The 23,760-nt window shown below is 45.3% G+C and carries 25 protein-coding genes and 2 pseudogenes; 26 read left to right on the top strand and 1 reads right to left on the bottom strand.

The features are described 5' to 3' along the window. Positions 1-351: 351 nt before the first annotated feature. Together P4S58_RS11935 and P4S58_RS11930 are read left to right on the top strand one after the other, a co-directional pair. Positions 352-951 carry a hypothetical protein gene (locus P4S58_RS11935; protein ID WP_337164092.1) on the top strand — a complete coding sequence of 200 codons (600 nt, stop codon included), beginning with the start codon at positions 352-354 and terminating at the stop codon, positions 949-951. 88 nt (positions 952-1,039) lie between these two features. After that, positions 1,040-1,918 (top strand): DUF2971 domain-containing protein, encoded by an 879-nt coding sequence (locus P4S58_RS11930; RefSeq protein ID WP_337164091.1) that lies wholly within the window; start codon positions 1,040-1,042, stop codon positions 1,916-1,918. 236 nt (positions 1,919-2,154) lie between these two features. Here P4S58_RS11930 and P4S58_RS11925 read toward each other — a convergent pair whose 3' ends face one another. After that, on the bottom strand, positions 2,155-2,757 hold the full coding sequence (locus P4S58_RS11925) for a hypothetical protein (RefSeq protein WP_193284104.1): 603 nt from the start codon (positions 2,755-2,757) through the stop codon (positions 2,155-2,157). Positions 2,758-3,124: 367 nt separating this feature from the next. On the opposite strand from P4S58_RS11925, the gene P4S58_RS11920 reads away from it, so the two are divergent. The 24 genes and pseudogenes from P4S58_RS11920 to P4S58_RS11805 all read left to right on the top strand — a co-directional run bounded on the left by P4S58_RS11920 (position 3,125) and on the right by P4S58_RS11805 (position 23,760). Further along, positions 3,125-3,451, top strand: a complete 327-nt coding sequence (locus tag P4S58_RS11920) for a plasmid-related protein (protein WP_337164089.1) — start codon at positions 3,125-3,127, stop codon at positions 3,449-3,451. Between the two features lie 15 nt (positions 3,452-3,466). Further along, a complete protein-coding gene (locus P4S58_RS11915) occupies positions 3,467-3,886 on the top strand; it encodes a single-stranded DNA-binding protein (protein WP_337164087.1) in 420 nt (139 codons plus the stop codon). Between the two features lie 78 nt (positions 3,887-3,964). Next, positions 3,965-4,783, top strand: a complete 819-nt coding sequence (gene bet, locus P4S58_RS11910) for a phage recombination protein Bet (protein ID WP_337164086.1) — start codon at positions 3,965-3,967, stop codon at positions 4,781-4,783. A gap of 81 nt (positions 4,784-4,864) precedes the next feature. Next, entirely contained in the window at positions 4,865-5,008 is a 144-nt protein-coding gene (locus P4S58_RS11905) for a hypothetical protein (protein ID WP_008844794.1), read from the top strand. A 60-nt stretch (positions 5,009-5,068) separates the two neighbouring features. Then, positions 5,069-6,085: a YqaJ viral recombinase family nuclease gene (locus P4S58_RS11900; protein ID WP_337164084.1), complete on the top strand. Its 1,017-nt coding sequence runs from the start codon at positions 5,069-5,071 to the stop codon at positions 6,083-6,085. 209 nt (positions 6,086-6,294) lie between these two features. Further along, a complete protein-coding gene (locus tag P4S58_RS11895) occupies positions 6,295-7,254 on the top strand; it encodes an AAA family ATPase (RefSeq protein ID WP_088585950.1) in 960 nt (319 codons plus the stop codon). Beyond that, complete coding sequence (locus P4S58_RS11890) at positions 7,254-8,021, top strand: hypothetical protein (protein WP_337164082.1); 768 nt, start codon at positions 7,254-7,256, stop codon at positions 8,019-8,021. The genes P4S58_RS11895 and P4S58_RS11890 overlap by 1 nt, the downstream gene beginning before the upstream one ends. Before the next feature lie 98 nt (positions 8,022-8,119). Beyond that, the gene (locus tag P4S58_RS11885; protein ID WP_337164080.1) at positions 8,120-9,073 is read left to right on the top strand and encodes a DUF3150 domain-containing protein; all 954 of its coding nucleotides are present in this window, start codon (positions 8,120-8,122) and stop codon (positions 9,071-9,073) included. A gap of 61 nt (positions 9,074-9,134) precedes the next feature. After that, entirely contained in the window at positions 9,135-9,575 is a 441-nt protein-coding gene (locus P4S58_RS11880) for a hypothetical protein (protein ID WP_022609751.1), read from the top strand. A gap of 69 nt (positions 9,576-9,644) precedes the next feature. Continuing rightward, positions 9,645-11,300, top strand: coding sequence for a VWA domain-containing protein (locus tag P4S58_RS11875; protein WP_337164076.1), 1,656 nt, complete (start codon positions 9,645-9,647; stop codon positions 11,298-11,300). A gap of 84 nt (positions 11,301-11,384) precedes the next feature. Next, positions 11,385-11,882 (top strand): RadC family protein, encoded by a 498-nt coding sequence (gene radC, locus P4S58_RS11870; RefSeq protein ID WP_337164075.1) that lies wholly within the window; start codon positions 11,385-11,387, stop codon positions 11,880-11,882. Next, positions 11,882-12,223, top strand: coding sequence for a hypothetical protein (locus tag P4S58_RS11865; RefSeq protein ID WP_032482365.1), 342 nt, complete (start codon positions 11,882-11,884; stop codon positions 12,221-12,223). Before radC ends, P4S58_RS11865 begins: the two co-directional genes overlap by 1 nt. A gap of 91 nt (positions 12,224-12,314) precedes the next feature. Further along, positions 12,315-13,382 (top strand): DUF7146 domain-containing protein, encoded by a 1,068-nt coding sequence (locus P4S58_RS11860; protein ID WP_337164071.1) that lies wholly within the window; start codon positions 12,315-12,317, stop codon positions 13,380-13,382. 88 nt (positions 13,383-13,470) lie between these two features. Next, on the top strand, positions 13,471-14,178 hold the full coding sequence (locus tag P4S58_RS11855; protein ID WP_337164070.1) for a hypothetical protein: 708 nt from the start codon (positions 13,471-13,473) through the stop codon (positions 14,176-14,178). A 217-nt stretch (positions 14,179-14,395) separates the two neighbouring features. After that, on the top strand, positions 14,396-15,001 hold the full coding sequence (locus P4S58_RS11850; protein WP_263148831.1) for a tyrosine-type recombinase/integrase: 606 nt from the start codon (positions 14,396-14,398) through the stop codon (positions 14,999-15,001). Between the two features lie 10 nt (positions 15,002-15,011). Continuing rightward, positions 15,012-15,521, top strand: a complete 510-nt coding sequence (locus tag P4S58_RS11845) for a hypothetical protein (RefSeq protein WP_305977298.1) — start codon at positions 15,012-15,014, stop codon at positions 15,519-15,521. A 290-nt stretch (positions 15,522-15,811) separates the two neighbouring features. Continuing rightward, the gene (locus P4S58_RS11840; protein WP_337164068.1) at positions 15,812-17,986 is read left to right on the top strand and encodes a YHYH protein; all 2,175 of its coding nucleotides are present in this window, start codon (positions 15,812-15,814) and stop codon (positions 17,984-17,986) included. Positions 17,987-18,025: 39 nt separating this feature from the next. Next, complete coding sequence (locus tag P4S58_RS11835) at positions 18,026-18,535, top strand: hypothetical protein (protein ID WP_337164067.1); 510 nt, start codon at positions 18,026-18,028, stop codon at positions 18,533-18,535. A gap of 136 nt (positions 18,536-18,671) precedes the next feature. Next, complete coding sequence (locus tag P4S58_RS11830; protein WP_337164066.1) at positions 18,672-18,938, top strand: hypothetical protein; 267 nt, start codon at positions 18,672-18,674, stop codon at positions 18,936-18,938. 29 nt (positions 18,939-18,967) lie between these two features. Beyond that, complete coding sequence (locus P4S58_RS11825) at positions 18,968-20,035, top strand: ATP-binding protein (RefSeq protein ID WP_337164065.1); 1,068 nt, start codon at positions 18,968-18,970, stop codon at positions 20,033-20,035. Between the two features lie 3 nt (positions 20,036-20,038). Further along, entirely contained in the window at positions 20,039-20,719 is a 681-nt protein-coding gene (locus P4S58_RS11820; RefSeq protein WP_305977302.1) for a response regulator, read from the top strand. A gap of 110 nt (positions 20,720-20,829) precedes the next feature. Then, a pseudogene (locus P4S58_RS11815) lies at positions 20,830-21,862 on the top strand (IS630 family transposase). Positions 21,863-22,181: 319 nt separating this feature from the next. Beyond that, positions 22,182-22,505 (top strand): annotated as a pseudogene (locus P4S58_RS11810) (TonB-dependent receptor plug domain-containing protein); the annotation flags it as partial. Positions 22,506-22,815: 310 nt separating this feature from the next. Continuing rightward, a complete protein-coding gene (locus P4S58_RS11805) occupies positions 22,816-23,760 on the top strand; it encodes a thioredoxin family protein (RefSeq protein ID WP_067206255.1) in 945 nt (314 codons plus the stop codon).

The following is a 23,760-nucleotide window of genomic DNA, read 5'->3' as shown; positions in this document are numbered from 1 at the left end:
TTTAAGAGTAATTCGGTTTCGCTTCGCTCAAGTATAGCCAAGCATCGCTCACATCTTAATGTGACGTTTAACCATAGGAAATTTAATCCGAAACTGACGAGTTAGATTTAATGCTTTAACTCGGAAATGTCCCACTCGAAGTTACGCCTAGTTGATATATTTCTTCACCGAACCGTGATTTGCCATACTTTTATCTTTGCTAAAAGTAGCTAGGATCATGGAGGTTATTCATAGCTTCGATCTATATTGAATTAGAAGTAATTTTCGGAATGAAAACAAATACGTTGATATGTTTTTGATATCAGGTTTTCTCTCTATATATCTATTAAAAAATAATATTGAGGTTAAAAAATGAAAATCATTACGTCAGTCAATTGTTCTGTGATCTTATTGTGGTCATGTTTTGTTGTTGCCTCTGTGGAAGACAAGATTGCTGATATTGCGAAGAATGAATATCCAAATGATCAAAAAATGCAAAGCTATGTCTACAAAAAGCAGTTACGTGCATTCAAATATTTGGAAAGTGTAAAAGATAATGAAGTTAAAGAGTTTGCTGTTCGTGAATATCCTAATGATTATTCTATGCAGAAGTATACTTATGACAAACAGTTGTCAGCGAAGCGCTATATGTCTGTGGTAGAGGATAGTGAAGTAACAAAGATAGCCACTAGAGAGTATCCTAATGATTACTCTATGCAGAAGTACACTTATGACAAACAATTATCAGCGAAGCGCTATATGTCTGTGGTAGAGGATAGTGAGGTAACAAAGATAGCCACTAGAGTATATCCTAATGATTATGCTATGCAAAAGTACACATATGATAAGCAGTTATCAGCTAAATTGTATATGAGTTCTCTACCAAGAGATTCATTAAGAAAGTCAATTGAACGGCAGTACCCATATGATTACTCGATGCAAAAATATGCTTATGACAAATTATCATATTGATTTTGATTAAATATATTTGACAGAACAACAAACCATATAGCTAAAAGTAAACATACTAAAATGTGCGTTATATTTCTCAGAGGGTACTGTGATTCATTCAATATTTAAATACATGCCTGCAAGGGTAGAGTTTTTTGATAACTTATTATTACGAGCTTCGCATAAAACAGCTCTAAACGATCCTTTTGAGGTGCGTCCTTCTTTAGGCTTTCTAGCAGACTTATGTATTAGTTATAAATACTCTAAGTTTGGGGAAACAAGAAATGAAATTATCGAATATTTAAGACGCACAAAAATAGATAATTTGTGGGTTGAAATCGAAACGGCATTACCTTTTTATGAATATCATGGGATTATGAGTTTTACTGAAGAGAATGATAACTTACTTATGTGGTCTCATTATGCTGATCAGCACAAAGGCATCATAATTGAGTTTGATCATAACAATCCTTTCTTTACCAAACCTAAAAGCGGTTATGGGCTTCAGCCTGTGCTGTATCGCAAAACTAGAGTGGACAAACTAGGTAAAAGTTCTCTTATAGAGCCTTATTTTCATAAGTCTAAAGAGTGGGCTTATGAACAAGAGCACAGACTATTGGTTTGTTTAGATGACGCCGATGTAAATTTAATACCAGAAGGGTATTTTTCTGGTTGCCCTGATTGTAGAGATAAAGATGAAAGTAAATATATAAAATGGAAAGATTGTGAAGTATTCAATGCTGGGAGTAGCCTTTTAAAGGTTAAGTCAGACGTTGATTACTCAATCTTTGTCAATGAACCAAGTTTTATGGCTATGTTTAAAGTGCCCAGTGAAGCAATAAAATCGGTTTGTTTTGGCACAATGATCGATAAAGCTACTAAAGACCAGATTTTAGAAAAGCTCAAGAGGGATGAACTAAAACACATAAAAAAGTATCAGGCATCTATCGATCTGTTCGATTACAGCATACAGATGACAGAAATATAACAAACGAGTATGGCATCAACATATTTTTATTAATCTGACAGAATCACTATAGAGCATCAGTTCTAAAACATTTTTGTCCAGAAGCGTGTTACAAAGCTCATTAACAAAGCCCACTGAACACAGTCCCTTTGGAATGATAATCCGAGGCTTATGAATCGCTTTATCTGAGATGTTATAAGGCACAGTTAGGTGTCGTCTATTGAAAGCCCCTTCGAGAGGGGCTGGTTGATGGGAGCCTAGTTGGCGGGGGTATCTGTTTCCTCTTCAGTGATATCGTCATCGGTTGACGGCACCGCTTGCTCAACTTCTGCTTCTTTACCCTTAGCTTGGGCTGATTTTCGTGCTCGAATTTCGATATCAATAATGCGTCGAGCCAGTTTGATAATGCGCTGTTGCCATGCGTAGTTGCCATCAACACGTTGCTTGTTGCTAAGCACGCTAGATAACCAGAGTGTGTCCATTGAGATCATCAATGCATCGAGTTTGCGCACTAAGCCAACAAACTGGCCAACCTGAGGCGAGCTGATTTTGGCGTTGAAGGTAATCGGGTCGGTGTAGTCAGGTACTTCATCGATGCCGTTGGACTCCATCAGTTTGTCCAAACGAGCTTGTTCTTTGTCTACCGCCTTAGCGCAATCCTCGATCAACTGGCTAATGATCTGTTCCACTTCATCAATTTCGTTCTCATCGCCAATGATGCGTAGGATGACATCGATTCCGTAAAGCGCACTGACCGTGCGCCTAAAAACACGGTCAACGACACGTTGCGCCTGTAAGCTGTTAATTGTGAATGATTGTTCAAAGATGGGTTTTGAGTAATTGGGTTTTGCTTGGGCCATAAGTTTGCTCCTGATATGACAATAATCAGTCCCTAGACTAATCCTCTGTGAGGTAATGGCCTTTCAGCTAGGTGGAAGAATTGAGCATCTTTCTAACTATCCTGTCTGGATAAGACGGTTACACTGACTATCAAATATTGCTGATCTGTTTCAGTGATATCTGCGCCTGAGAGCATTAGCTCAAAGGAAGCCCGCCGCTGAGTTTTCTCAGTGGTACTAAGAGGTAGCTAGCCTCCTTAAACAAATAGCCTGCATGTTTTTACATGCTCAACCATGCGTTCCTTACGGTTCGCCTTTTCACCACCCAACTGGGGGAGTTTTCCCCAGTTGGGGGTGACTCCTTCAAAACCAACATAAGGAGTCACCAATGGAATATATCTTCGGATTTATTATCCAAATCGCAGGCATTATGTTGCTTGCAAAACTGAGCTGGTCGCTTTTGCGATTTCTTGCTCGTCAAAGCGTGCGCCCGTTTCGATTTTTACTTACTCAAATCAAGCGATTGCTCACACCAACACCAAAACGTCGTCCAATGGCAGTGCCTAAAGCTCCTAGTATGCCCCGTTTGATATCTGCGTTTTACAAAGAGCCACATCAGTACGACATGGCTTTACTCGAAATACCAACCTATCTGCGCCGTCAGTCTTCTTTGCCCAGCCGGGCAGAAGCAACTGTGTGCACAGAGTTCAACTAAGACGAGGAGAACATCATGAAAAACCAAGTAACACTCATAGGCTACGTTGGCTCTGAGCCAGAGACGCGAGCCTATCCATCAGGTGATTTAGTGACCAGCATTTCGCTGGCCACTTCTGAGAAATGGCGCGACCGTCAATCCAATGAGCTCAAAGAGCATACGGAATGGCATCGGGTCGTTTTTCGAGATCGTGGTGGATTTAAGTTAAGGCTCAGGGCAAAAGATTTAATCCAAAAAGGAGCGAAGCTTTTTGTTCAAGGGCCTCAGCGCACGCGCTCATGGGAGAAAGATGGCATTAAGCATCGATTGACCGAAGTGGACGCGGACGAGTTTCTGCTTCTTGATAGTGTGAACAAAGCATCTGAGCCATCACCGGCGGATGATGCGAGCTCCCAAGCTAATTGGGCACAAACTTATCCTGAACCAGATTTTTAACCGAGCAAAACCCTTTAACCCAGCCGGGAGTACTTTCCCGTCAGGGGCAGACTCCCACTTTGATTGTCGGAGTCCACAATGGAAAAACCAAAGCTAATCCAACGCTTTGCTGAGCGCTTTAGTGTCGATCCAAACAAGTTGTTCGATACCCTAAAAGCAACAGCATTCAAGCAACGTGACGGTAGTGCACCGACCAATGAGCAGATGATGGCGCTCTTGGTGGTTGCAGATCAGTACGGCTTGAACCCTTTCACCAAAGAGATTTTTGCGTTCCCTGATAAACAAGCTGGGATTATCCCAGTGGTAGGTGTCGATGGATGGTCTCGCATCATCAATCAACACGACCAGTTTGATGGCATGGAGTTCAAGACTTCAGAAAACAAAGTCTCACTGGATGGCGCGAAAGAATGCCCTGAATGGATGGAATGCATCATCTACCGGCGCGACCGTTCGCACCCAGTCAAAATCACTGAGTATCTGGATGAAGTCTATCGACCGCCTTTTGAAGGTAACGGCAAAAATGGCCCTTACCGTGTAGATGGTCCATGGCAGACGCACACTAAGCGAATGCTAAGACATAAATCGATGATCCAGTGTTCCCGCATTGCGTTTGGCTTTGTGGGAATTTTCGATCAAGACGAAGCGGAGCGAATTATCGAAGGCCAAGCAACACACGTTGTTGAGTCATCTGTGATTCCACCTGAGCAAGTTGATGATCGAACCCAAGGGCTTGTTTACAAGCTTATCGAGCGGGCGGAAGCTTCAAACGCATGGAATAGTGCATTGGAATATGCCAATGAACATTTTCAAGGTGTTGAACTGACGTTTGCGAAACAAGAAATATTTAATGCACAGCAACAAGCAGCCAAAGCGCTCACACAGCCTGTAGCTTCTTAGCGCCACGCATTCATTTTACGAACCCTGGCGGGATTATTCTCCCGTCAGGGGGAAGGTCTCGTCTTTTTTTGGAGATCTTCCATGACTAAATCAGCCTCACTTTTTCGCTTGGTATTGGTTGTTGCCCTTGTCGTAGGTTCGATTCAAGCCGGTATCGCGGCAATTGATTCGGTTCAAGCAAGTGTTGTTCAGCACCAAACAGCGTTAGCACAAGCTGCAAAGTAACCACTTAACCCTGAAGGGGAGTTCTCTCCTTCGGGGGAGTCTCCCCTCAAAGGAGGCAATATGAAGGTTATCGACCTATCACAACGTACTCCTGCATGGCACCAGTGGCGCATTGCAGGGGTTACGGCATCTGAAGCCCCAATTATTATGGGGCGTTCACCCTACAAAACACCTTGGCGATTATGGGCAGAAAAAACCGGATTCGTATTACCGGAAGACCTGTCGAATAATCCTAATGTGCTTCGAGGTATTCGGTTGGAGCCTCAAGCAAGGCGAGCATTTGAGAATGCGCATAATGACTTTCTTCTGCCGTTATGTGCAGAAGCCGATCATAACGCAATCTTTCGAGCTAGCTTTGATGGCATCAACGATGCGGGCGAACCCGTTGAACTGAAATGTCCTTGCCAGTCAGTTTTTGAGGATGTGCAAGCTCACCGAGAACAAAGCGAGGCGTACCAGTTGTATTGGGTGCAAGTTCAGCATCAAATACTGGTCGCCAATAGCACGCGTGGTTGGTTGGTTTTCTATTTTGAGGATCAACTAATTGAGTTTGAAATACAACGAGACGCGGCGTTCTTAACTGAATTGCAAGAAACGGAACTTCAGTTTTGGGAGTTAGTTCAAACTAAAAAAGAACCGTCAAAATGTCCTGAACAAGATTGCTTTGTTCCCAAGGGTGAAGCCCAATACCGCTGGACATCGCTGTCTCGGCAATATTGCTCAGCACATGCCGAAGTGGTCCGACTGGAAAATCACATTAAATCTTTGAAAGAGGAAATGCGAGACGCTCAGTCAAAATTGGTCGCTATGATGGGTAATTACGCTCATGCGGATTATGCTGGGGTCAAACTCAGCCGCTACATGATGGCGGGCACGGTGGACTATAAGCAATTGGCCACCGATAAATTAGGCGAACTGGACGAACAGGTTTTAGCCGCTTATCGAAAAGCGCCACAAGAGCGGTTGCGTATCAGCACCAATAAGCCAGAGCAGCCCGTTGAAACACCAATCAAAATCAGCCTTGAGCAAGAGAACTTGGTTCTGCCAGGTGACTCGCCGAGCTCATTTTATTTTTAACGTTCACTTGGAGCCGATTTCGGCTCCTTTCTCATGCGCTTACATCGAGTGCATCAGAAAGCAGTTTCACTCGTAGCCAATGCTGGGTACGAATGATAGAGCGAGCTGAACTCTTACATACACAGCCATACCACAATCAACACACCACCCGACGGGGACTTCATTCCCTGCTGGGGCATGGGGCCTCGTCAAAACTGATGAGGTTTACCATGACTGAACAATCCCCATTTTTGGTTCAAGTGAATCAAGCGTTTAATGTCCCGGCTCCTGATGCTTTCGTTCTGGAAGGATTTAGTGCCGACACTACCCATCCAAACATTCCCGTTCGCAAGGACGAGTATGTCTTTAGAAAAGAAGACTTACGTGACGTATTGGCGTTCTTGTCTAACCCAGACGGTGACGGTTTGTATATTACAGGCCCAACTGGATGCGGGAAGACCTCGCTAATTTGCCAAGTTGCTTCTAGATTGAATTGGCCTGTTCAGCAAATTACTGCACATGGTCGATTGGAGTTGTCCGATCTTATCGGTCACCACACGCTGGTTAATGGCAACATGACCTTTGTGTATGGACCGCTGGCACTGGCTGTCAAGCATGGCCATTTGCTGATCATTAATGAAATGGATCTTGCTGAGCCTGCTGAATTGGCTGGGCTCAATGACATTTTGGAAGGTGCCCCGTTGGTCATCGCACAAAATGGCGGTGAGATCATCATTCCACATAACAAGTTTCGTTTTATCGCTACCGGCAACAGTGCGGGCAGCGGTGACCAGACGGGCTTGTATCAAGGTGTGCTTCAACAAAATTTGGCTTTTCTTGATCGCTTTAGAATCATCGAAGCGACCTATGCAGAGCCTTCTGTAGAGGAAGCCATTCTGGAGAACGTTGCGCCAGGCTTGCCAGAAGTCTTTCGCCAAAAAATGGTGAAAGTGGCTGGTGACATTCGCCGTCTTTTTATTGGGGGCGCGGATGGCGGTGCAGAACTCAGTATCACCATGTCCACTCGGACCTTGGTGCGCTGGGCAAAGTTAACACTTGCTTTTAAAGGCGCTCCTAACGCAGTGGAGTATGCACTGGTTCGGTCTTTGACGGCTCGTGCTGAGTTGGAGCAACGTGAAGCCATTCACCGTATTGCCGCTGATGTCTTCGGTGACCATTGGGAGGATTGATGATGGAAAAGTGCTTTGCTCTTTACCGTTACCGTCATTCTGATGGGACAGCCAAAGAATGGGCCATTTACGTTGGATCAGATAACCAGGAGATTGAAGTTCGGTTTGGAAAAGCAGGTCAATTGTCGCAGCAGCGATTGATTGATTCGACTGATCCTAAGGCTGAAGCAGACCGAAGAATCAATGAGAAAATCAACAAGGGTTATCGATTTGTTGGACAAGTCGGCATTGATCATCAAGGGCGGCCATTTGAACTCTCAAATGCGCTTGATAGCGTCGCGTGCGCCAATAACGTCAGTTGGGAGTTTCGTACTCGCAAGGACGTCAATGGCCAAATCTCGCTGGCGCAAAAAGCGTTGTTCGATATGGCAAAGCTGCTTGAAGCCTATGGCTTGGCTGTTATTGATGATAACCAGGTCAGGATTGGAGAATGGTCATTAGGGTTTTGCAAAAGCGGATTACCTAGTACCAATCAAATCAGCATGGTGTCAGGTGAAGGCGCTGGCATTGTTAACACTGATGATGGCCCGTGGCCATTGTTGCTGTTACTGGCCTTTAAGCGTCAATTACCAGCATTGTGTTCGCTCACAGTAGCGAGTCCTGAAGGGATAGAAGTATCCGACCAACTGAAGTTGGAAAAAGATGTATTGCGGTTGCTAGGCAGTGATTTAGAGCGGGTTCGCCCGATAGCTGAAGCACTGGACTTAATGCCTGTGAAAATCGATCTCAACCAATCGTCGCCTGATTCGCAAAATTACTATTTCTGATAGTGGTATTGCCATTAGCGCGTCAACTACTACCACCCAAACGGGGGCCATTGCTCCTGCTGGGAGTGGTGCGTCCCCATCTCGCATGAGGATGCACTATGAGTATTCAAACCCTCGACAAACTTTTGATTTGTCACATCGACTGTTCCATCTGGAGCGGTAGAAAAAAACTAAGGCCTGAAGATTTCAGATTAGCCAATGGCAGCCAACTTCCACCGAAGGATGTTGCCAGCTTAGGGAGTAAAAAAATTTGCGACCCAGAGGCATTGGCGAACTTTGAAAGGCTTAAGAAAGAAGCGCAGCGCTTGTGTGAGCAAGTCGGTGTGCGGTTTTTAGGTGGCTATGCCGTCCCTGAAGACCGAATTGATCAGATTGTTCCAGAGCTTGACCGGATCGGTCAGGAGTTTGCGCAGTGCAAGCAGTTGTTCTTGGACAACTATGATCAGGTGACGTTTGACTGGGTTGCAAAACACCCGGAATTTGCAGATGCAATCCGGCGTGCGCTGTCACCCATCGAAGACGTGGAACAACGGCTTCAGTTCGATTATGCCATCTATCGAATGCAACCGGCTGAACAAGCTGGTGGCTTAGATGACAAGGTCAATGGCATGGGACACACCCTCTTTAGGGAGGTGGCTCGTGATGCCAATGAACTGTTTGAGCGTTCCGTTGCAGGTAAGAATCAAATCAGTCAGCGAGCCCTTAATCCTCTGAAGCGGTTAAGAGACAAGTTGGATGGTTTGTCATTCCTGGATCATCGAGTTCAGCCGATGGTTGAAGCGATGGACAATTTATTTGTTCGTCTGCCGAAGACCGGCCCTGTGACAGACAATCTCTATCACGAACTGATGGCGACCATTTTAATTTTGTCTGATCCAGACAAGATGAGAATGCACGGTGAAGGTCAATTGGATATCAGACAACTGATGCCCAAACCTGAACCTAAACCCGCACAGCCGGTATCTGCTCAGGCAGATAACTTACGTGCAATACCACAACCAACCGGCAGACCAAACCTTGGTTCGACTGTACCAAACTCATTTTATTTCTAACGTCCTTGAGGGCATGTTGCCCTGAAGGGCGCATGTCCTCTGAGCTATGTAAGAGGAAATTATGCAATCAACCATCCATAACCCCAGCCAACTGAACCAGTTTGAACCGCATTTTCGTGGTGTGACTGATGCGGTTGAAAGTGAATCGATACCAGAAGTGGCGTGTTGTCGAACGTTAGTACAACGATCGTACTCAACACATAGTGTCGTGATCCCCAAGAACCCTGTACTGATCGCAGATGCGGACGGGCAAGGTGTTTGGGTAACGGCCATGGTGTTTGTTCCAAACATGGCATTGCAGCAAACCGCTTTTGAGCGGGCCTGGCTGCAATATCAACACGAGGTGTCTACTCAGTTACAAGACCAGTACGGTCTGACATTGGATGACATCCTGAGTTTAGACCAGCTTAAAACGTCATTTGAGCAGCACGAGAGTCCAGCTCAATTGGTGGCTTGGTTAGGTCAAAAATACGACCTGGATAAGCTAAAAGCACAGGTTTAAACACTTACATTCCCAGCGGGGAAACGCTCCCGCTGAGGGAGTATTCCCCCTAATGATTAGGAGACTCCCATGAATCATCCATTAAAAAACGCACTGCCAATCGTTGCCGCCGCTTATGGCGAAAAGTTTGGTGTGAAGGTGCTTATTCAAGGACAAGATGCGTTTACCGATGGTGAGCGGATTGTGATCCCAACAGCAAACCCAGACGACCCACACTATCAACAGATAGCTTGGGGTTATCTGGCTCATGAAGCGGCGCATATTCGGCATACCAATTTTGACATGGTGCAGAAGGCGTCGTCCAAGCCGATCCGTAAGGCACTTCTCAATATCATTGAGGACGTTCGCATTGAAAACGAATTGGCAAAGGATTACCCCGGAACCCGGCGCAGTATTTCGCAAGTGATTGAGTACATGGTGGACACACAGCAAATGAGTGTACCTGAAGAGCTTGAGCCTGCATCTAACTTGCAAGCATGGTTGTTGTTTCGCTTGAGATGCCACTTTCTGGGTCAGAAAGCGCTGACTCCTTTGTATCAAGCTGTTGATGAAAGAGTGAGACAACTCTTTCCAGCCGCAGCGATGAGCCGGTTAAGCGCCATGCTGACAGCAGTACCTAGCCTGGCATCTACAGGTGAAGTGCTAAAACTGGTCGATGCCATCGTTGCCATGTTGGAAGAAGAATCTCGTACACCACAGGATGAGTCTGATGCTGATAGCGGTAATGACATTGGACAAGATGCGAGTAATGACAGCAATAACAGTAGTGATAGTCAAACCCCAGAAACAGACTCGTCTGCAATGGGGGATGCTGCTGAAACGGGGGATTCAGATAACTCTGATCAAGCTGACAATTTGCGACAAGCCTTAGAGGCCAGTGCCGCTCAGTTTGAACCCGATACCTTTGCCCAAGTGGCAGAAGTGTTGTCGGAGCAAGCTGAAGGACATCAGGGCGTCACTCCACTCAGTTTGCCCCAAGCAGAGCAAGCTATGTTGGGTGATGAGGCCATCTTGACCTTATCGGCGTCTGAGTCGGCTCAAATTCGAGCCCGACTTAGGGGCATGGTTCAGTCTAGTCAGGACAATCGGAATCATGCCAAACGGCACGGTCTTCGAGTTGCAACACATCGTCTTGCCGCTTCACAAGCAGGTGAGTCGAGATTGTTTATTCAAAGGCAGCCCCGCATTGCGCCTAATGCTGCTGTGCACTTGCTTGTCGATATATCGGGCTCAATGGGTAAGCCCATTGGCGAAGGTAATCGCAAGTACTTTCATGTTGCCAATGAAGCTGCTTTGGCTTTGGTCATGGCACTGGAAGGTATACCGGGTGTTGTACCTGCGGTCAGTTATTTTCCTGGTATTCATCAGGAAGTTTCTATCGCGTTATTGCCCAAGCAATCGGTTCGACATCGGGCCGCCTGTTTTGACCAAAAACCACGAGGTTGTACGCCTATGGCACAAGCGATGTGGTTTGCGGCAAACAGTTTGTTAGCGCAAAAACAGAAGCGAAAGCTAATGATAGTGCTAACGGATGGTGACCCAGATGATTGGGCTGCCACGCATGACATTGTTGACCGGTGCAGACGAAGTGGCTTTGAGCTGCTGGGAATAGGGATTCAAACACGCAGTGTTGAGAAATTCTTTCCTCAAAGCATCGTGATTAACGACGTCAAAGATCTGAAGCGTGAGTTATTCGAAGTAACACAACAACTGTTAATTCAGTAACCACATCAATTTTACCACCCTGCGGGGACGATTCCGTCCCCTTCAGGGCATGGGTTCGTCTCCGCTTTTTTTGGGGAGACTCCTATGAAAAACAGAAAGTTCTTAGCTGGCGAAGAAGCCGGTACTTACATCGTTCCTGAGCAAGTGACTGAAGCGGATATCTTAGATATGGCGCTCAAGCTTGCCCGTGGTCGATTGAGTAAAGGTCGCAAAATTGAACAGCCATCGTCGGCGTTCTCATACCTGCAAACACTGATGCACGAGTATGAGCACGAAGTCTTTGGCGTACTGTTTCTTGATACAAAGCATCGCGTTATTCGATTTGAAGAGCTATTCAAAGGCACTTTAGATTCTGCGAGCATGTATCCAAGGGAAGTAACAAAACGAGCGCTAGAATTCAATGCGGCAGCAGTGATACTGGTTCATAACCATCCATCGGGTGATCCTGAGCCAAGTGAAGCTGATAAACGCATTACTCATCGACTCCGTGACGCCTTGTCACTTGTTGATATTCGAACGCTTGACCATGTAGTGGTCGCATCCGAGGGCTGCGTTTCGCTTGCCGAACGCGGTTATCTGTAATGAATGGGCGTATTGCCCATTCTCCTACATCACAAAAGCAGTCCCATCAGCACACATCATCACAGCTCGAATTTCTATTTGAGTTTGATGATGCCCCAGTCACTTGGTCTGACACGGAAATCTGGCAGTTACGCGAAGGCATTCTTTTGGATGCGATCCGTGTGTTGCTGGACGGTCGTGTCAGTACTCGGTTGCGCAAGGATGTGTTGTCGTGGATTCAAAATGACGAATTAGCGCCATTTTGCTTTCGTGTTTGCGCGATGGCTGCGGTTGTCGATCCTGATGTGCTTCGTGATTCCATCATGTGGCTATTAAGACGACATGGTATCCAGCTTGATTAACGTTCCTGCATTAACCAAACGGCTCAATGCAGGACCCAAGCTGACTTTTACCACCAGTGGTAGGAGTCGGCTTTTTACTTAAGGAGGTTATATGGCGTTACCTTTACAAATTGAAACAGTAAGGCCATATCTCAATGGCCAATGGCTTCAAATCTTGGCGACATTGGTGCCAGAACTTGATGCCGCTATTGCTCGAAAAGGCCGTCATGTGGCTTGTCCTGTTCATGGCGGTCGTGATGGCTTTAGGCTGTTCAAAGATGCTGAATATACCGGTGGTGGCGTTTGTAATACCTGCGGTATCTTTCATGATGGCTTTGAACTGTTGTCTTGGATTAATGGATGGAACTTTGCTCAGTCTATTGAAGCAATCGGTCAAGTTCTAGGTATTCAACCCGGACAAGTACCAACTCGGGTAATACCGAGTAACGCTGTTGACTGGAAGACTAAAAAGCAGGACGAGGACAAAGCGATTATCCATCGCTTGAATCAAACCTGGGGAGAAACGTTATCCCTTGCAGATACTCGTGCGCAACCTGTTTGGAACTACTTGCATCGTCGTGGCATTGTTACGCGGCTTCGTCCTGAATGGGATTCGGTGCTGAGGTTTCATCCAAACTTGCCTTACCATGATGAAGATGGTCTGTTTATCGATAGCTACCCAGCGCTGCTAGGTAAAATCGTTACTCAGCAAGGGCGTTCGGCCACGTTTCATCGGATCTACCTAAGTGAAGATGGATTCAAAGCGCCGGTTGAAAAGCCAAAAAAGATGATGCCCATACCAAGTGACAGAACAATCACTGGTGGTGCCATTCCGATAGGTGAACCTGGTGAGGTATTAGGTGTTTCTGAAGGCATCGAAACAGCTTTAGCGGTTACCAGAGCTACGGGACAGACATGTTGGTCGGTTGTGAATGCAACGCTACTGGCTAGGTTTGAACCACCAAGTAATGTGAAAATGCTGTACATCTGGGCAGATCACGATCTCTCTGAGACCGGCCTGAATGCAGCGAATGAACTTAAGAAAAAAGCTTGGCAGAAAGGCATTCTGACACAAGTCCTAATCCCTCCGATACCAACGTCACTTGGCGTGAAAAGTTGGGATTGGAATGATGTGCTGAATGTTTACGGTGCCATGGGCTTTCCTAAAGTTCATATCTGATCCAAGGGGCTTCGGCCCCATTTTTTGCGCCTTGCATATTTGAAAAAACATGGAGAATGAAAAATAGATAATCAACAGGAGAACAAACATGATGGTATTAACCCTGTTAACAAAGCAGATTGATGGTGAGTTTACGGTTTACTGGAAGACCGGCCTTCGAAGAGGTGGTGAGCTAAAGGTCAATTTAGGTGAGCAATACGACAAGCTACCTGAGCAGCAAAAGCCAATTGCAGCTGAGCTTTATGCTATTCATCACCTACTGTCAGTGAAAGAGGTGATGGGGAGTAACCGAAGCGGTAATGGGCTTCAAATCCGGGTCAGTAAAGGAGCCATCAAAAAGTTACAGAAACAACGCTCAACTCAGCATTCACTTTACAGCCTGACTAGGTTCTTGCTCACTCGTTACCAGGAAGCACAGATATCGGTAGAAAAACGGGAAGAATGGCTCTCTCATTCCTTCGAAGAATACTGCGTCGATAATGCTACCGTGAGAGAAATCGATGAGGTAATAAATGTTCCGAACATTGGACAGGTAATTGTGACTCGTCATGCACTGGAACGGTTTGTGGAACGGCTTTCAGACGGTGTACCTAAGCATCCTTGGAAGGCTTTGTGCTCAAAGCTGCTATGTTCGGGGCTAACTAAAACTCAGTTGCCAGAAAACGTCGCTATCCAAAAAGCAAAAAAATATGCCCAAGAGGCCGAGTTCTGGCAGCATGTGGGGAGCAAAATGTACTTTGTTATGATTCCTGAGGACTCAATGAAAACGTTGGTTACGGTTTTTGCAGTAGAGTGAGTGAGCTAATGTAGTATTCGAAATTTCTGAATATTTCTTATGTGCCAATTCCTGACATTTCAGTTTCTTACATCGAACGTCTGCTTTCGAATGCAGAGCGGAATTCACTGAAAAAGCTTTCCTCATTTTGTGTGTTTTTTGAGCTTTATTTTAGAGAGCTTTGCATCTATACCAAGTGACTTCACCCTATGGTTTCTCAAAAAATCGGGAGGTCATCATGGAAAAACGTGTTGCATGGAATAAGGGCCGGATCATCGGTCAGAAGGCTCCATTGAAGCAGCAGGAGATCTGGGCTATTCGAACTAGGCTCGAAATTGTAAAGAACACTCGTGAATTGGCGTTACTAAATTTAGCGATAGATTCCAAGTTACGCGGCTGTGACTTAGTATCGCTCAAAGTTTCTGATGTGATGCGATCAGGGGAGGTCTTGGCCAGAACAAGTATCGTGCAGCAAAAGACTGGAACACCAGTCCAATTCGAGATCACACCTCAGACACGTAAAACCGTCAAAGCTTGGGTCGAATTGAAAACGTTGAAGTTCGATGACTTTCTATTTCCATCCCGAAAACACAGTATTCCTCACATGACGACCCGTGCTTATGATCGAATTGTCCATAAATGGGTCGAGTCGATCGGGCTAGATTCAAGTCTCTATGGCACGCATTCCATGCGCAGAACCAAGGTATCAATCCTCTACAAGCGCGATAAAAATATCCGTGCTATTCAGCTGTTGCTTGGCCACAAAAAAATTGAAAGTACGGTCCGTTACTTGGGAATTGACGTTCAGGATGCTCTTGAGGCGTCAGAAAACTTAGATATCTGAGGCGATAACAATGAAACAAACCGAAAAAAAGGAAGTTGTGAATTTTATCCAAGCGACACTGGCAGATGGCCACCCCAAGACCGGCACTCAATTGATGGAGCTATTCGCGGATCACGCTGGGTTACAGGAGTACAATCGCAAAAATTTAAAACAGGTTTTTCATAGGGTGAGTTTGAGTCTGGCTGATGAGGGCAAGATCGTTGTCACGCGGCAACCAGGTGCCACTCCGTTGCTATTTTCAATCCCTACAGAAAATTCCCAACAGGAACAGCTTCAACAATCTGTTCCAGAAAGCCCACCATTAACGCCTGAACCGAATGCCATCATCACTCAAAAGCTAGAGCAGTTCATTGACCAAGAAGCCATGCTGGCTGGCAGAGAAAACGGCCTGCAAATCTTATTGGAGTTATCGCCCCAGAGGGAAAGCTATATTCGTGAAGAATTGAGGAAGATACGTTACGAGCGTTTGGCGCTTCAATCTTGCAGGCAAGTGTTTAGTGAGTTTGGCTTCAGCAATTAGGTACATTGGCGGGAAATAAACGCGGCAAAATTGAATTATTTTGCCGCTTTCAAAAACAATTTAGGACAACATGAATCTCTACTTTGCCTTAGTTGCAGACATTCGTTTTCTGCATGAAGCCAGATTTTATCCTCTAATCAGGTGGCCAAAATTATTTGACCACTACACTCTTCCCTTTGGTAAAACGCAACATACGCAAACAAGGTGTATAACTACATAATTGCTCTACATTTGTCCGCTATAGTGAATGGCGCGAATGGGTTAAGGTTTTTCTAGCTTTGGAGTTTTACATGATGAAAACAATGAATGCGGTTTGGTTGAGTGCCCTTTGCTGTCTCATATTAACTGCTTGCGATAGTCAGAGTTCCCAAGTAAATGAGCAGGGATTTACGCTAGATAGTCCGGCAGTGGGGGATGACGGTAAATTACCAATGGTTTACACCTGTGATGGCAAAGGTATTAGCCCACCGTTAAATTGGCATGGCGCTCCCACAGATACGCAATATTATGCGCTAATTATGGATCATGAAGCACCAGAGGGCATGCATTGGTATTGGACGCTCTACAATATTCCAGCTAGCAAAACCCATATCGACGCAGGGGAAACCCTCGGTGATGTCGGTTCGAACAGCGTAAATAATGTAAATCAGTACGCGCCACCTTGTTCTAAAGGGCCGGGGGTGAAACGCTATACCTATACCTTGTATGCTTTGTCGGCGCCTGTCATTGTTAACCCCAATGCCACAGTGGACCGTGCCACACTGCTTAATGCCATAAAAGATATAACCCTTGGCTCTGCCAGTATGTCGGTGACCTACGAGCGACGTGGTCGCGGTGGTGATAGGCCCAAGCCAAATAGAAAACCCGAGCCTAATGATCAAACATCCCTGAATTCTGCTTACCTAACGGCAAATGTAGATTCACCACGATGTACTCAAATCAAGCAATCTATTAGCCAGGCTGGCTTTGGGGAAAGCGTATCGGTGACTTGCGATGAAAATTACGCATACGTAGCCTCTTCAACGTACCCTGAACACGAAATGATGACTGGCATCACCTCGACCAACGAGCAAATACCTGTGCCAGCGAAAGATTATGTGGCTCCTATTAAGCTGCACCCCAAAAAGGCTCAATCGGTAACCACCATTGATGCTGCTGTGGGTGTGGCGGTAAATGGTGTGCCCATATACGACTATTCTTCTCAGGGAAAGTTAGACGTTAACAACTACGATGAGCAGCACGACACTGTGGTGTTGGGGCAACTGGATATATGCGGAGGCCATGCAGGACGGGGGGATGACTATCACTATCATGCGGCACCCACTTGTATGATTGATGCAATGGAAAACCAGGGGAGTGATGCCATTATTGGGTGGGGTTACGACGGCTATCCGTTGTATGGCAATAATAATCCAGACGGAAGCCCAATTGCCAAAGGGGAGCTTGACGTGTGTAACGGACAGTCAGATCCCACGTTTGGGTATCGATACCAAACCTCGACTACACCGCCCTACATTATTCAGTGTTTAGTGGGCGAAGTGGACACAAGCCGACTACCCAGAGTGGCACCGCTAAATGGCGATACCCAGGGAATTCGCGCCGACCTGCGCCCACCCCGAGGCAGTGTTGAAAACCTTACCCATACCATTGCTGAAGATGGAAGTCGTACCATGCGTTATTCGTACAAGGGGGAGGAGTATTTCACTACGTATCGTCCCGCCCGAGAGGGAAAAGACTGCTACGAGTTTACGCAAAAAACCATTAGTAATGGCGGTAAGGTAGAAACGGGCACATTTTGTAGAGGGTCATTACCTAATAAACACACTGCAACGACGACAAAACAAAATGCCAACCCTGAAATTACCGGTGAACACCACTTTAAACTTGAGGCATGGGCAGACAACTGGTTTAGCGCCTACATTGGCGAACAATTACTTATTGAGGATTCCGTTCCCATTACCACTGAGCGTTCCTTTAATGCTGAAAGTATTACGTTTTCTGCCAATTATCCTATTGAGCTTAATTTGATCATTAAAGACTTTAAGCAAAATGATACGGGCCTTGAATACATTGGCGCCAGAAATCAGCAAATGGGCGATGGGGGTTTTATCATGCAGATAACCGATACCGACACCCAACGAGTGGTTGGGGTAAGTGATAAAGCCTTTAAATGTGAGGTGTTGCACAAAGCGCCACTGAATAAATTATGTGAAGGGGAAGCAAATCCTGTGGCCGGAGAAGGGTATTGCACCTTTATGGCGAAAGAGGCGCCGGAGGGATGGTTGAAAAGCGACTTTGATTACAGTGGCTGGCCCAATGCGATTGAGCACGACTCCGCATCTGTGGGGCCAAAGGATGGCTATGACGATATTGTTTGGGACGAAAGCGCGAAGTTTATCTGGGGTGAGGATCTGGAAACCGATAACACCCTCATTTGTAAAGCCACTATCGTGCAGCCCAAATAGAATAATGGATATGTTTGGCAAAGCATTAAGGCACATTGTATGAATGTAATCACTAAAATAACCTGGCTGCTTTTTGTCGCAATAATTGTCAGCGTAAGCCCTTACCTTGCAGCCCATGAATTAAAAGCAACCACGGCACAGGTTACCTTGCGAGATGGTCAAGTAGAGGTAAAGGTGTATACCAATACCACGCATTTGATCTTGGCGCTTCAAAGTGAGCAAGCGTGGCTTATGGGCGATATTGATGAGGTAATGCCAGAAAATTTAAGCGCTGTTGAGCTAAAAAATTATATGAAAAAAGCACTTAAGAAAAAAATGGTATTGCGTATTAATAACCAGGCTATTCCCTTTCAACGAGTGGACGTTACTCATCTTGGGGGCAATGATGTTCACGATTTGGAAATTGTATTCCAAGCAAAACACCGGTTTAGTCGCGTCGATGAACTTGCTTTATCGTTCCCTAAAACCTTGGGCACAGTACATGCAAATTTTGTGAAGCCCCAGTATCAATTGCTTAGCCCTGGTGACACAGCCAAAGTTACATTTTAACCTTGTCATACGATTAACCACTAAAAGCGTATCGAAAAGGGGATGCGCTTTTGGGTTTTATGAATTGTAGGTACATAATCAATATGCAACATTGCAATACGGATATCACGCTATCTTCGCTAAGCGTCTTAAACCTGTGAAACTAATCCATAAATTCTTTTTAGCTTTTTTTGTTACCAACATTGCTCTTGTTGGCGTGATGTTTGGTTTTTTATATATGAGCTTCTCCACCGGGTTTAACGACTTTGTGGAACAACAGGAAAAAAATCACGTTGCCAGTATTAAGTATCAACTCACTGAATTTTATCGGGAGTTGGGCAGTTGGCAGTCAATAGCAGAAAACATGCAATTGTGGCGGGCTATCGTCGAGCCGCAAAAAAAACGAGTGTGTCTGGGCCTGTAGATTCGCTTAAAACGGGGCAGCGAATAAGCTTGTATAACAAAGATAAACAGGTGATCGTGGGCAGAGCTAAGTTAGATGAAAACCCCCATATAGAGCCAATTTTGCTAAATGATAGCGTTATCGGCTGGATAGGTCTTGTGCCTTCTCGGTTTATCCAGGCAAGCCCTGCAAAAGCATTTTTAACCGCTCAGTTTAATAATTACTTCGTGATCACTCTATGGGTTGTGGTTTTGGCTTTTGTTATGGCAATTGTGTTGTCTCGCCATTTAATCAAACCTATTAAGCAGATCGTAGGCGGTACCGATGCGTTAACCAAAGGTAACTTTAGCAGCCGAATAATACCGGCTAGCCAAGACGAGTTAGGGACCTTATCTAATAATTTTAACGAGTTGGCTCAAACGCTGGAACAAAATCAGCAAATGCGTCAACAGTGGGTGTCAGATACTTCCCACGAATTAAGAACGCCCTTGACGGTGCTTCGCTCACATTTACTGGCCATACAAGACGGCGTATTTGAAGCCGACGAGAAACGTATTGCCTTGCTGGTTAATCAAGTTGAAAACCTTAATCTCATTGTTGATGATTTGGCTCAGTTGGCACATAACGATATGGCCAACCTTTCCTATGACTTTGCACCGGTTAATTTAACAAGCTTATTAGAGGCATTGGTTGACAGTTATGCCGCCCGTTTCGCCGAGCAAGGCTTAACCCTAATCTGTGAGAGTTTAAACAATGGGGAAGAATGGATGGTAAAAGGTGATAAAAATCGGCTTAAACAGTTATTTTCAAACCTGTTGGAAAACAGCTGTCGATACACCCATTCTGGCGGGCAAGTCATCATAACCGGCAAAAAAATAAATGGTACGATCTGCCTTATATTACAAGACTCGGCACCTGGCGTTTTACCCCAGGATCAAGAAAAGTTATTTGAACGCTTTTATCGGGTAGAAAAATCTCGCAGCAGAGAGCACGGTGGTTCGGGCTTAGGGCTTGCCCTATGTAAACAGATTGTCGATGCCCATGGTGGAACAATAACCCTCGATAATTCACCGCAAGGTGGGCTAGAGGTAAAGGTTACCTTTTCATTACTAGGCTAGAAAATGACAGCACAAAAAATACTCATTGTTGAAGATGAAGAAAACATCGCTGAAGTTCTTGTGGCGTATTGTGAGCAGCAAGGTTACGTTACTGTTCACTTTACCAGTGGCCAGGGCGTGGTGGATTATATCAAGCAACATGATATTGATCTTGTTGTGCTTGATTTAATGCTGCCAGATGTTAGTGGTATCGACATATGCAAACGTCTGCGCCTTTTCTCGAGTGTACCTATTATTATGCTTACTGCTAAACGAGAAGAAGAAGATCGCCTGCTGGGTTTGGAACTTGGCGCAGATGATTACATATGTAAACCTTTTAGCCCCAAAGAGGTCGTTGCGCGCATAAAAACGGTACTTAGAAGAACAAGCCCCACCATCGCCAACACCATTAAGTACGAGGGGTTTCGCTTGAGCAAAGATAACTACGATGCGTATCTTCACGGCGAAAATCTAAAGTTTACTGCGGTAGAGTTTAAAATATTCTGGTTGTTTATTAGTCATGTGGGGCGGGTGTTTAGTCGCGAAGATATTATCAATAGTGTGTATACCTGCACGGACAACATATCCGATCGTAATATCGATACTCATATTAAAAATATACGCAAAAAAATTAGCGCCATTGATGCGGATGCTAGCCCAATCGCCGCGGTTTACAGTGTGGGTTACAAATTCAAAAGCGGGTAATCGTTGTTCATTCGTTATTTCAATACGTTACCCTCGCTTATCTCTCCTTTTATACCCGTGATCATTGAAGATGCTTGATTTTCGATAGAATCAGGATCATGCTACGAACCATGAAAATTACACTGACTCCTCAACAGAAACTGCAACTCGAACAAATGCACGACATTGAACGTGATAGTCGAGTTTGCGACCGTATTAAGGCTGTTTTGCTGGCTTCTGAAGGCTGGAGTCAGACTATGATTTCACAAGCTCTTCGTATTCATGAATCGACCGTTGCTCGTCATCTCAGCGACTACGTTCTTTCTGAAAAACTTAAGCCTGAAAATGGCGGAAGCCAAAGCAAGCTTTCTGCTACTCAAACCATGCACCTAATCGAGCATTTGACTGAGAAAACCTATTCTCATACGCATCAAATTGTCACTTACGTTAAAGAGACATTTGGACTGGATTACACGGTTTCTGGTATGAATAAATGGCTTCACCACAATGGTTTTAGCTACAAGCAACCGAAAGGCGTACCACACAAGTTTGATGAAGCACAACAGCAAGCATTTATAGAGGCTTATGAAGCGTTAAAGGCAAGCTGTGGCAAGGATGAATCGATAGTCTTTATCGACGCAGTTCACCCAACACTATCAACAAAAATATCTCATGGCTGGATACGAACTGGTCAGGATAAAGTGATTGAAACAACGGGTAATCGTAGCCGATTGAACATTAATTGGCGCACTGAACTTGTCGGATATTGGAGCTACCATTGTTCACAACTATGAAAGCATTAACAGTGAATCGATTGTTCGCTTTTTCTGTGAGTTAAGAAAGAGTTATCCCTTAGCTCATAAGCTTCATATCATCTTGGATGGTGCGGGATATCACCGCAGTGACTTAGTCAAAGATGCGGCGTTTGTCCTGAATATTGAACTGCATTATCTTCCACCTTACAGTCCAAACCTCAACCCAATCGAGCGGCTATGGAAAGTAATGAATGAGAAGTCGAGGAACAACGTTTACTTCAAAAGAAAACGGGACTTCAAGGCGGCAATAGACCAATTTTTTGCAGTGACTCTTCCAGAGATCGCAGGCTCTTTGACATCTCGAATTAATGATAATTTTCAGGTTCTCAAGCCAGCATCTTCAAGTTGATTCGGTATAGTAATCAACAATCACGCCCATCATTGTGAAGTAGTCGTGAAAATTCCCTTAAACAAGAATTGATGCTATTTGCATTTGTGTTAATATCAGCGCCTCTTATCTTAATTGCGAATACAATTTGGGAACTTTCATGCAGTTAAATCGGATTTTTGTTGGTGTGAGTTTGGGCTTGGTGGCGTTATCAAGTGCAGCAAATGAAAGCGAAGCAAACACAAATGCTAACGCGATGGAGGTTATCACCATCAATGGTGCTTCTTTTGATGACTATCAGGTACAGGATGCCTCAGGTGCGATGCGCTCTAACATACCGCTGCTTGAAACCGCCCAATCGGTTACCGTAATTCCAGAAATTATTATGGCTGAACAACTGGCCACCACATTAGGTGAAGTGCTAAATAACGATGCCAGCTTGTCGCCAGGCTCTACCCAGCGCAATCGGGAAGTGTTTAGCTCCCGGGGTTTTGAGTTAAGCTCCTCTACCGGTTATTTGCGTGATGGTCACCAACATTGGTCTCACTATCAGCAACCCATAGAAACCCTGTCCCGGGTTGAAGTGATTAAAGGCCCATCAAGTATTCTTTACGGCCAGTCTGCGCCGGGTGGCTTGGTGAATATGGTGACTAAAAAGCCTACGGTTGCCCCTTTATTCGAGTTAAGTGGTTGATTATCAAATTTATAGAGCAAGACACTTATGACTTTTTAATCTGCTTTAGGGTCGATACCCGACTTATATTTAAGTTATCAGGTAGTTCTCTGAGTGTCTGCAATTCGCTCAAAGCTGAAAGTTATAAGATCAATTTTATCTATGGCTCATCAGACGTTAGCTGTTTGTATCAGGTCACAACAGCTAGTCAGAAACACTCACAATTCCTTCATCTATCTGGCCTATCGCTCTAACGGGGATCTTTAGCATGTTAGCTCTATGAAATTTTCTGGAGCTGACAATGAGAACCCCCTTGTTCCCTTGGTTCATCCTATGGGTGACCATCCCAATCATTATTTTCTTGCTATTCATCTTGCCCGCCCATGCCAGTGATGGACCATTCTATCAGCGTGGTCAGGAAGGCTGGTTTTGGTATCAGGTTATTCCTGAACCTGAGCAGCCTGATGAGCTGATAGAGCCGGAAACTGGTGTCGTGGAGTCCAGTCAGAGCGAACTAAAGCCCTTCAGTGCCGCATGGTTCCGAGAGCATATGCAATCGTTCATGGACAAGGCAATTGATGAGCCGACGAATGAGAACGTCAGGGCTTATCTGTATCTTCAGCGCGTCATGATGGATAAGGGTTCACAGTTTGCTGATGTTAGTCAGCAGGTGGTCATGGGCGATCCTGTTTTGGATGAAATCAGTCGCAGACCCTTGGCGACCTATGCTGCCAATCGGATGGATCGAGAAGCTGGCGCTCAACGCGATGTAGCTTTAGGTGAAGTAGCAAAACGGGCTGGCTTGTTCTTCTTCTATCGTTCGGATTGCCCTTACTGCCACGCTCAAGCGCCTATCATCGAATCCATGGCTTTGAACTACGGTTTCGAGGTGTTTGCTATTGCTGTCGATGGCATGCCTTTACCGGGTGGAGAGTTTCCCAATTACAAAGTCGATTCAGGACAAGCACAATCGTTGTCCGTTACGACTGTCCCTGCCGTGTTCTTAGTTGATCCGCCTAATGTCATCACTCCGATTGGCCAAGGCGCAATGAGCCTTGATGAGCTCAATAATCGAATCATTCTCGCAGCCCATCAAGCCGGTTGGATTGACGATCAAACTTACTATGCCACCAGACCTGTTCAACCCGGCGTGTCACTTGCGATGTCAGCGCAAGAGCTTAACGAGAAAATATTACAGGACCCTGAGTTCCTTGTTCGCTATCTGCGTGCACAAGGAGGGTTATAA

It is taken from the genome of Vibrio sp. Hal054, assembly GCF_037162405.1.
In the GTDB taxonomy this organism is placed as follows: domain Bacteria; phylum Pseudomonadota; class Gammaproteobacteria; order Enterobacterales; family Vibrionaceae; genus Vibrio; species Vibrio diazotrophicus.
This window is presented reverse-complemented; position numbering and strand designations above follow the sequence as displayed.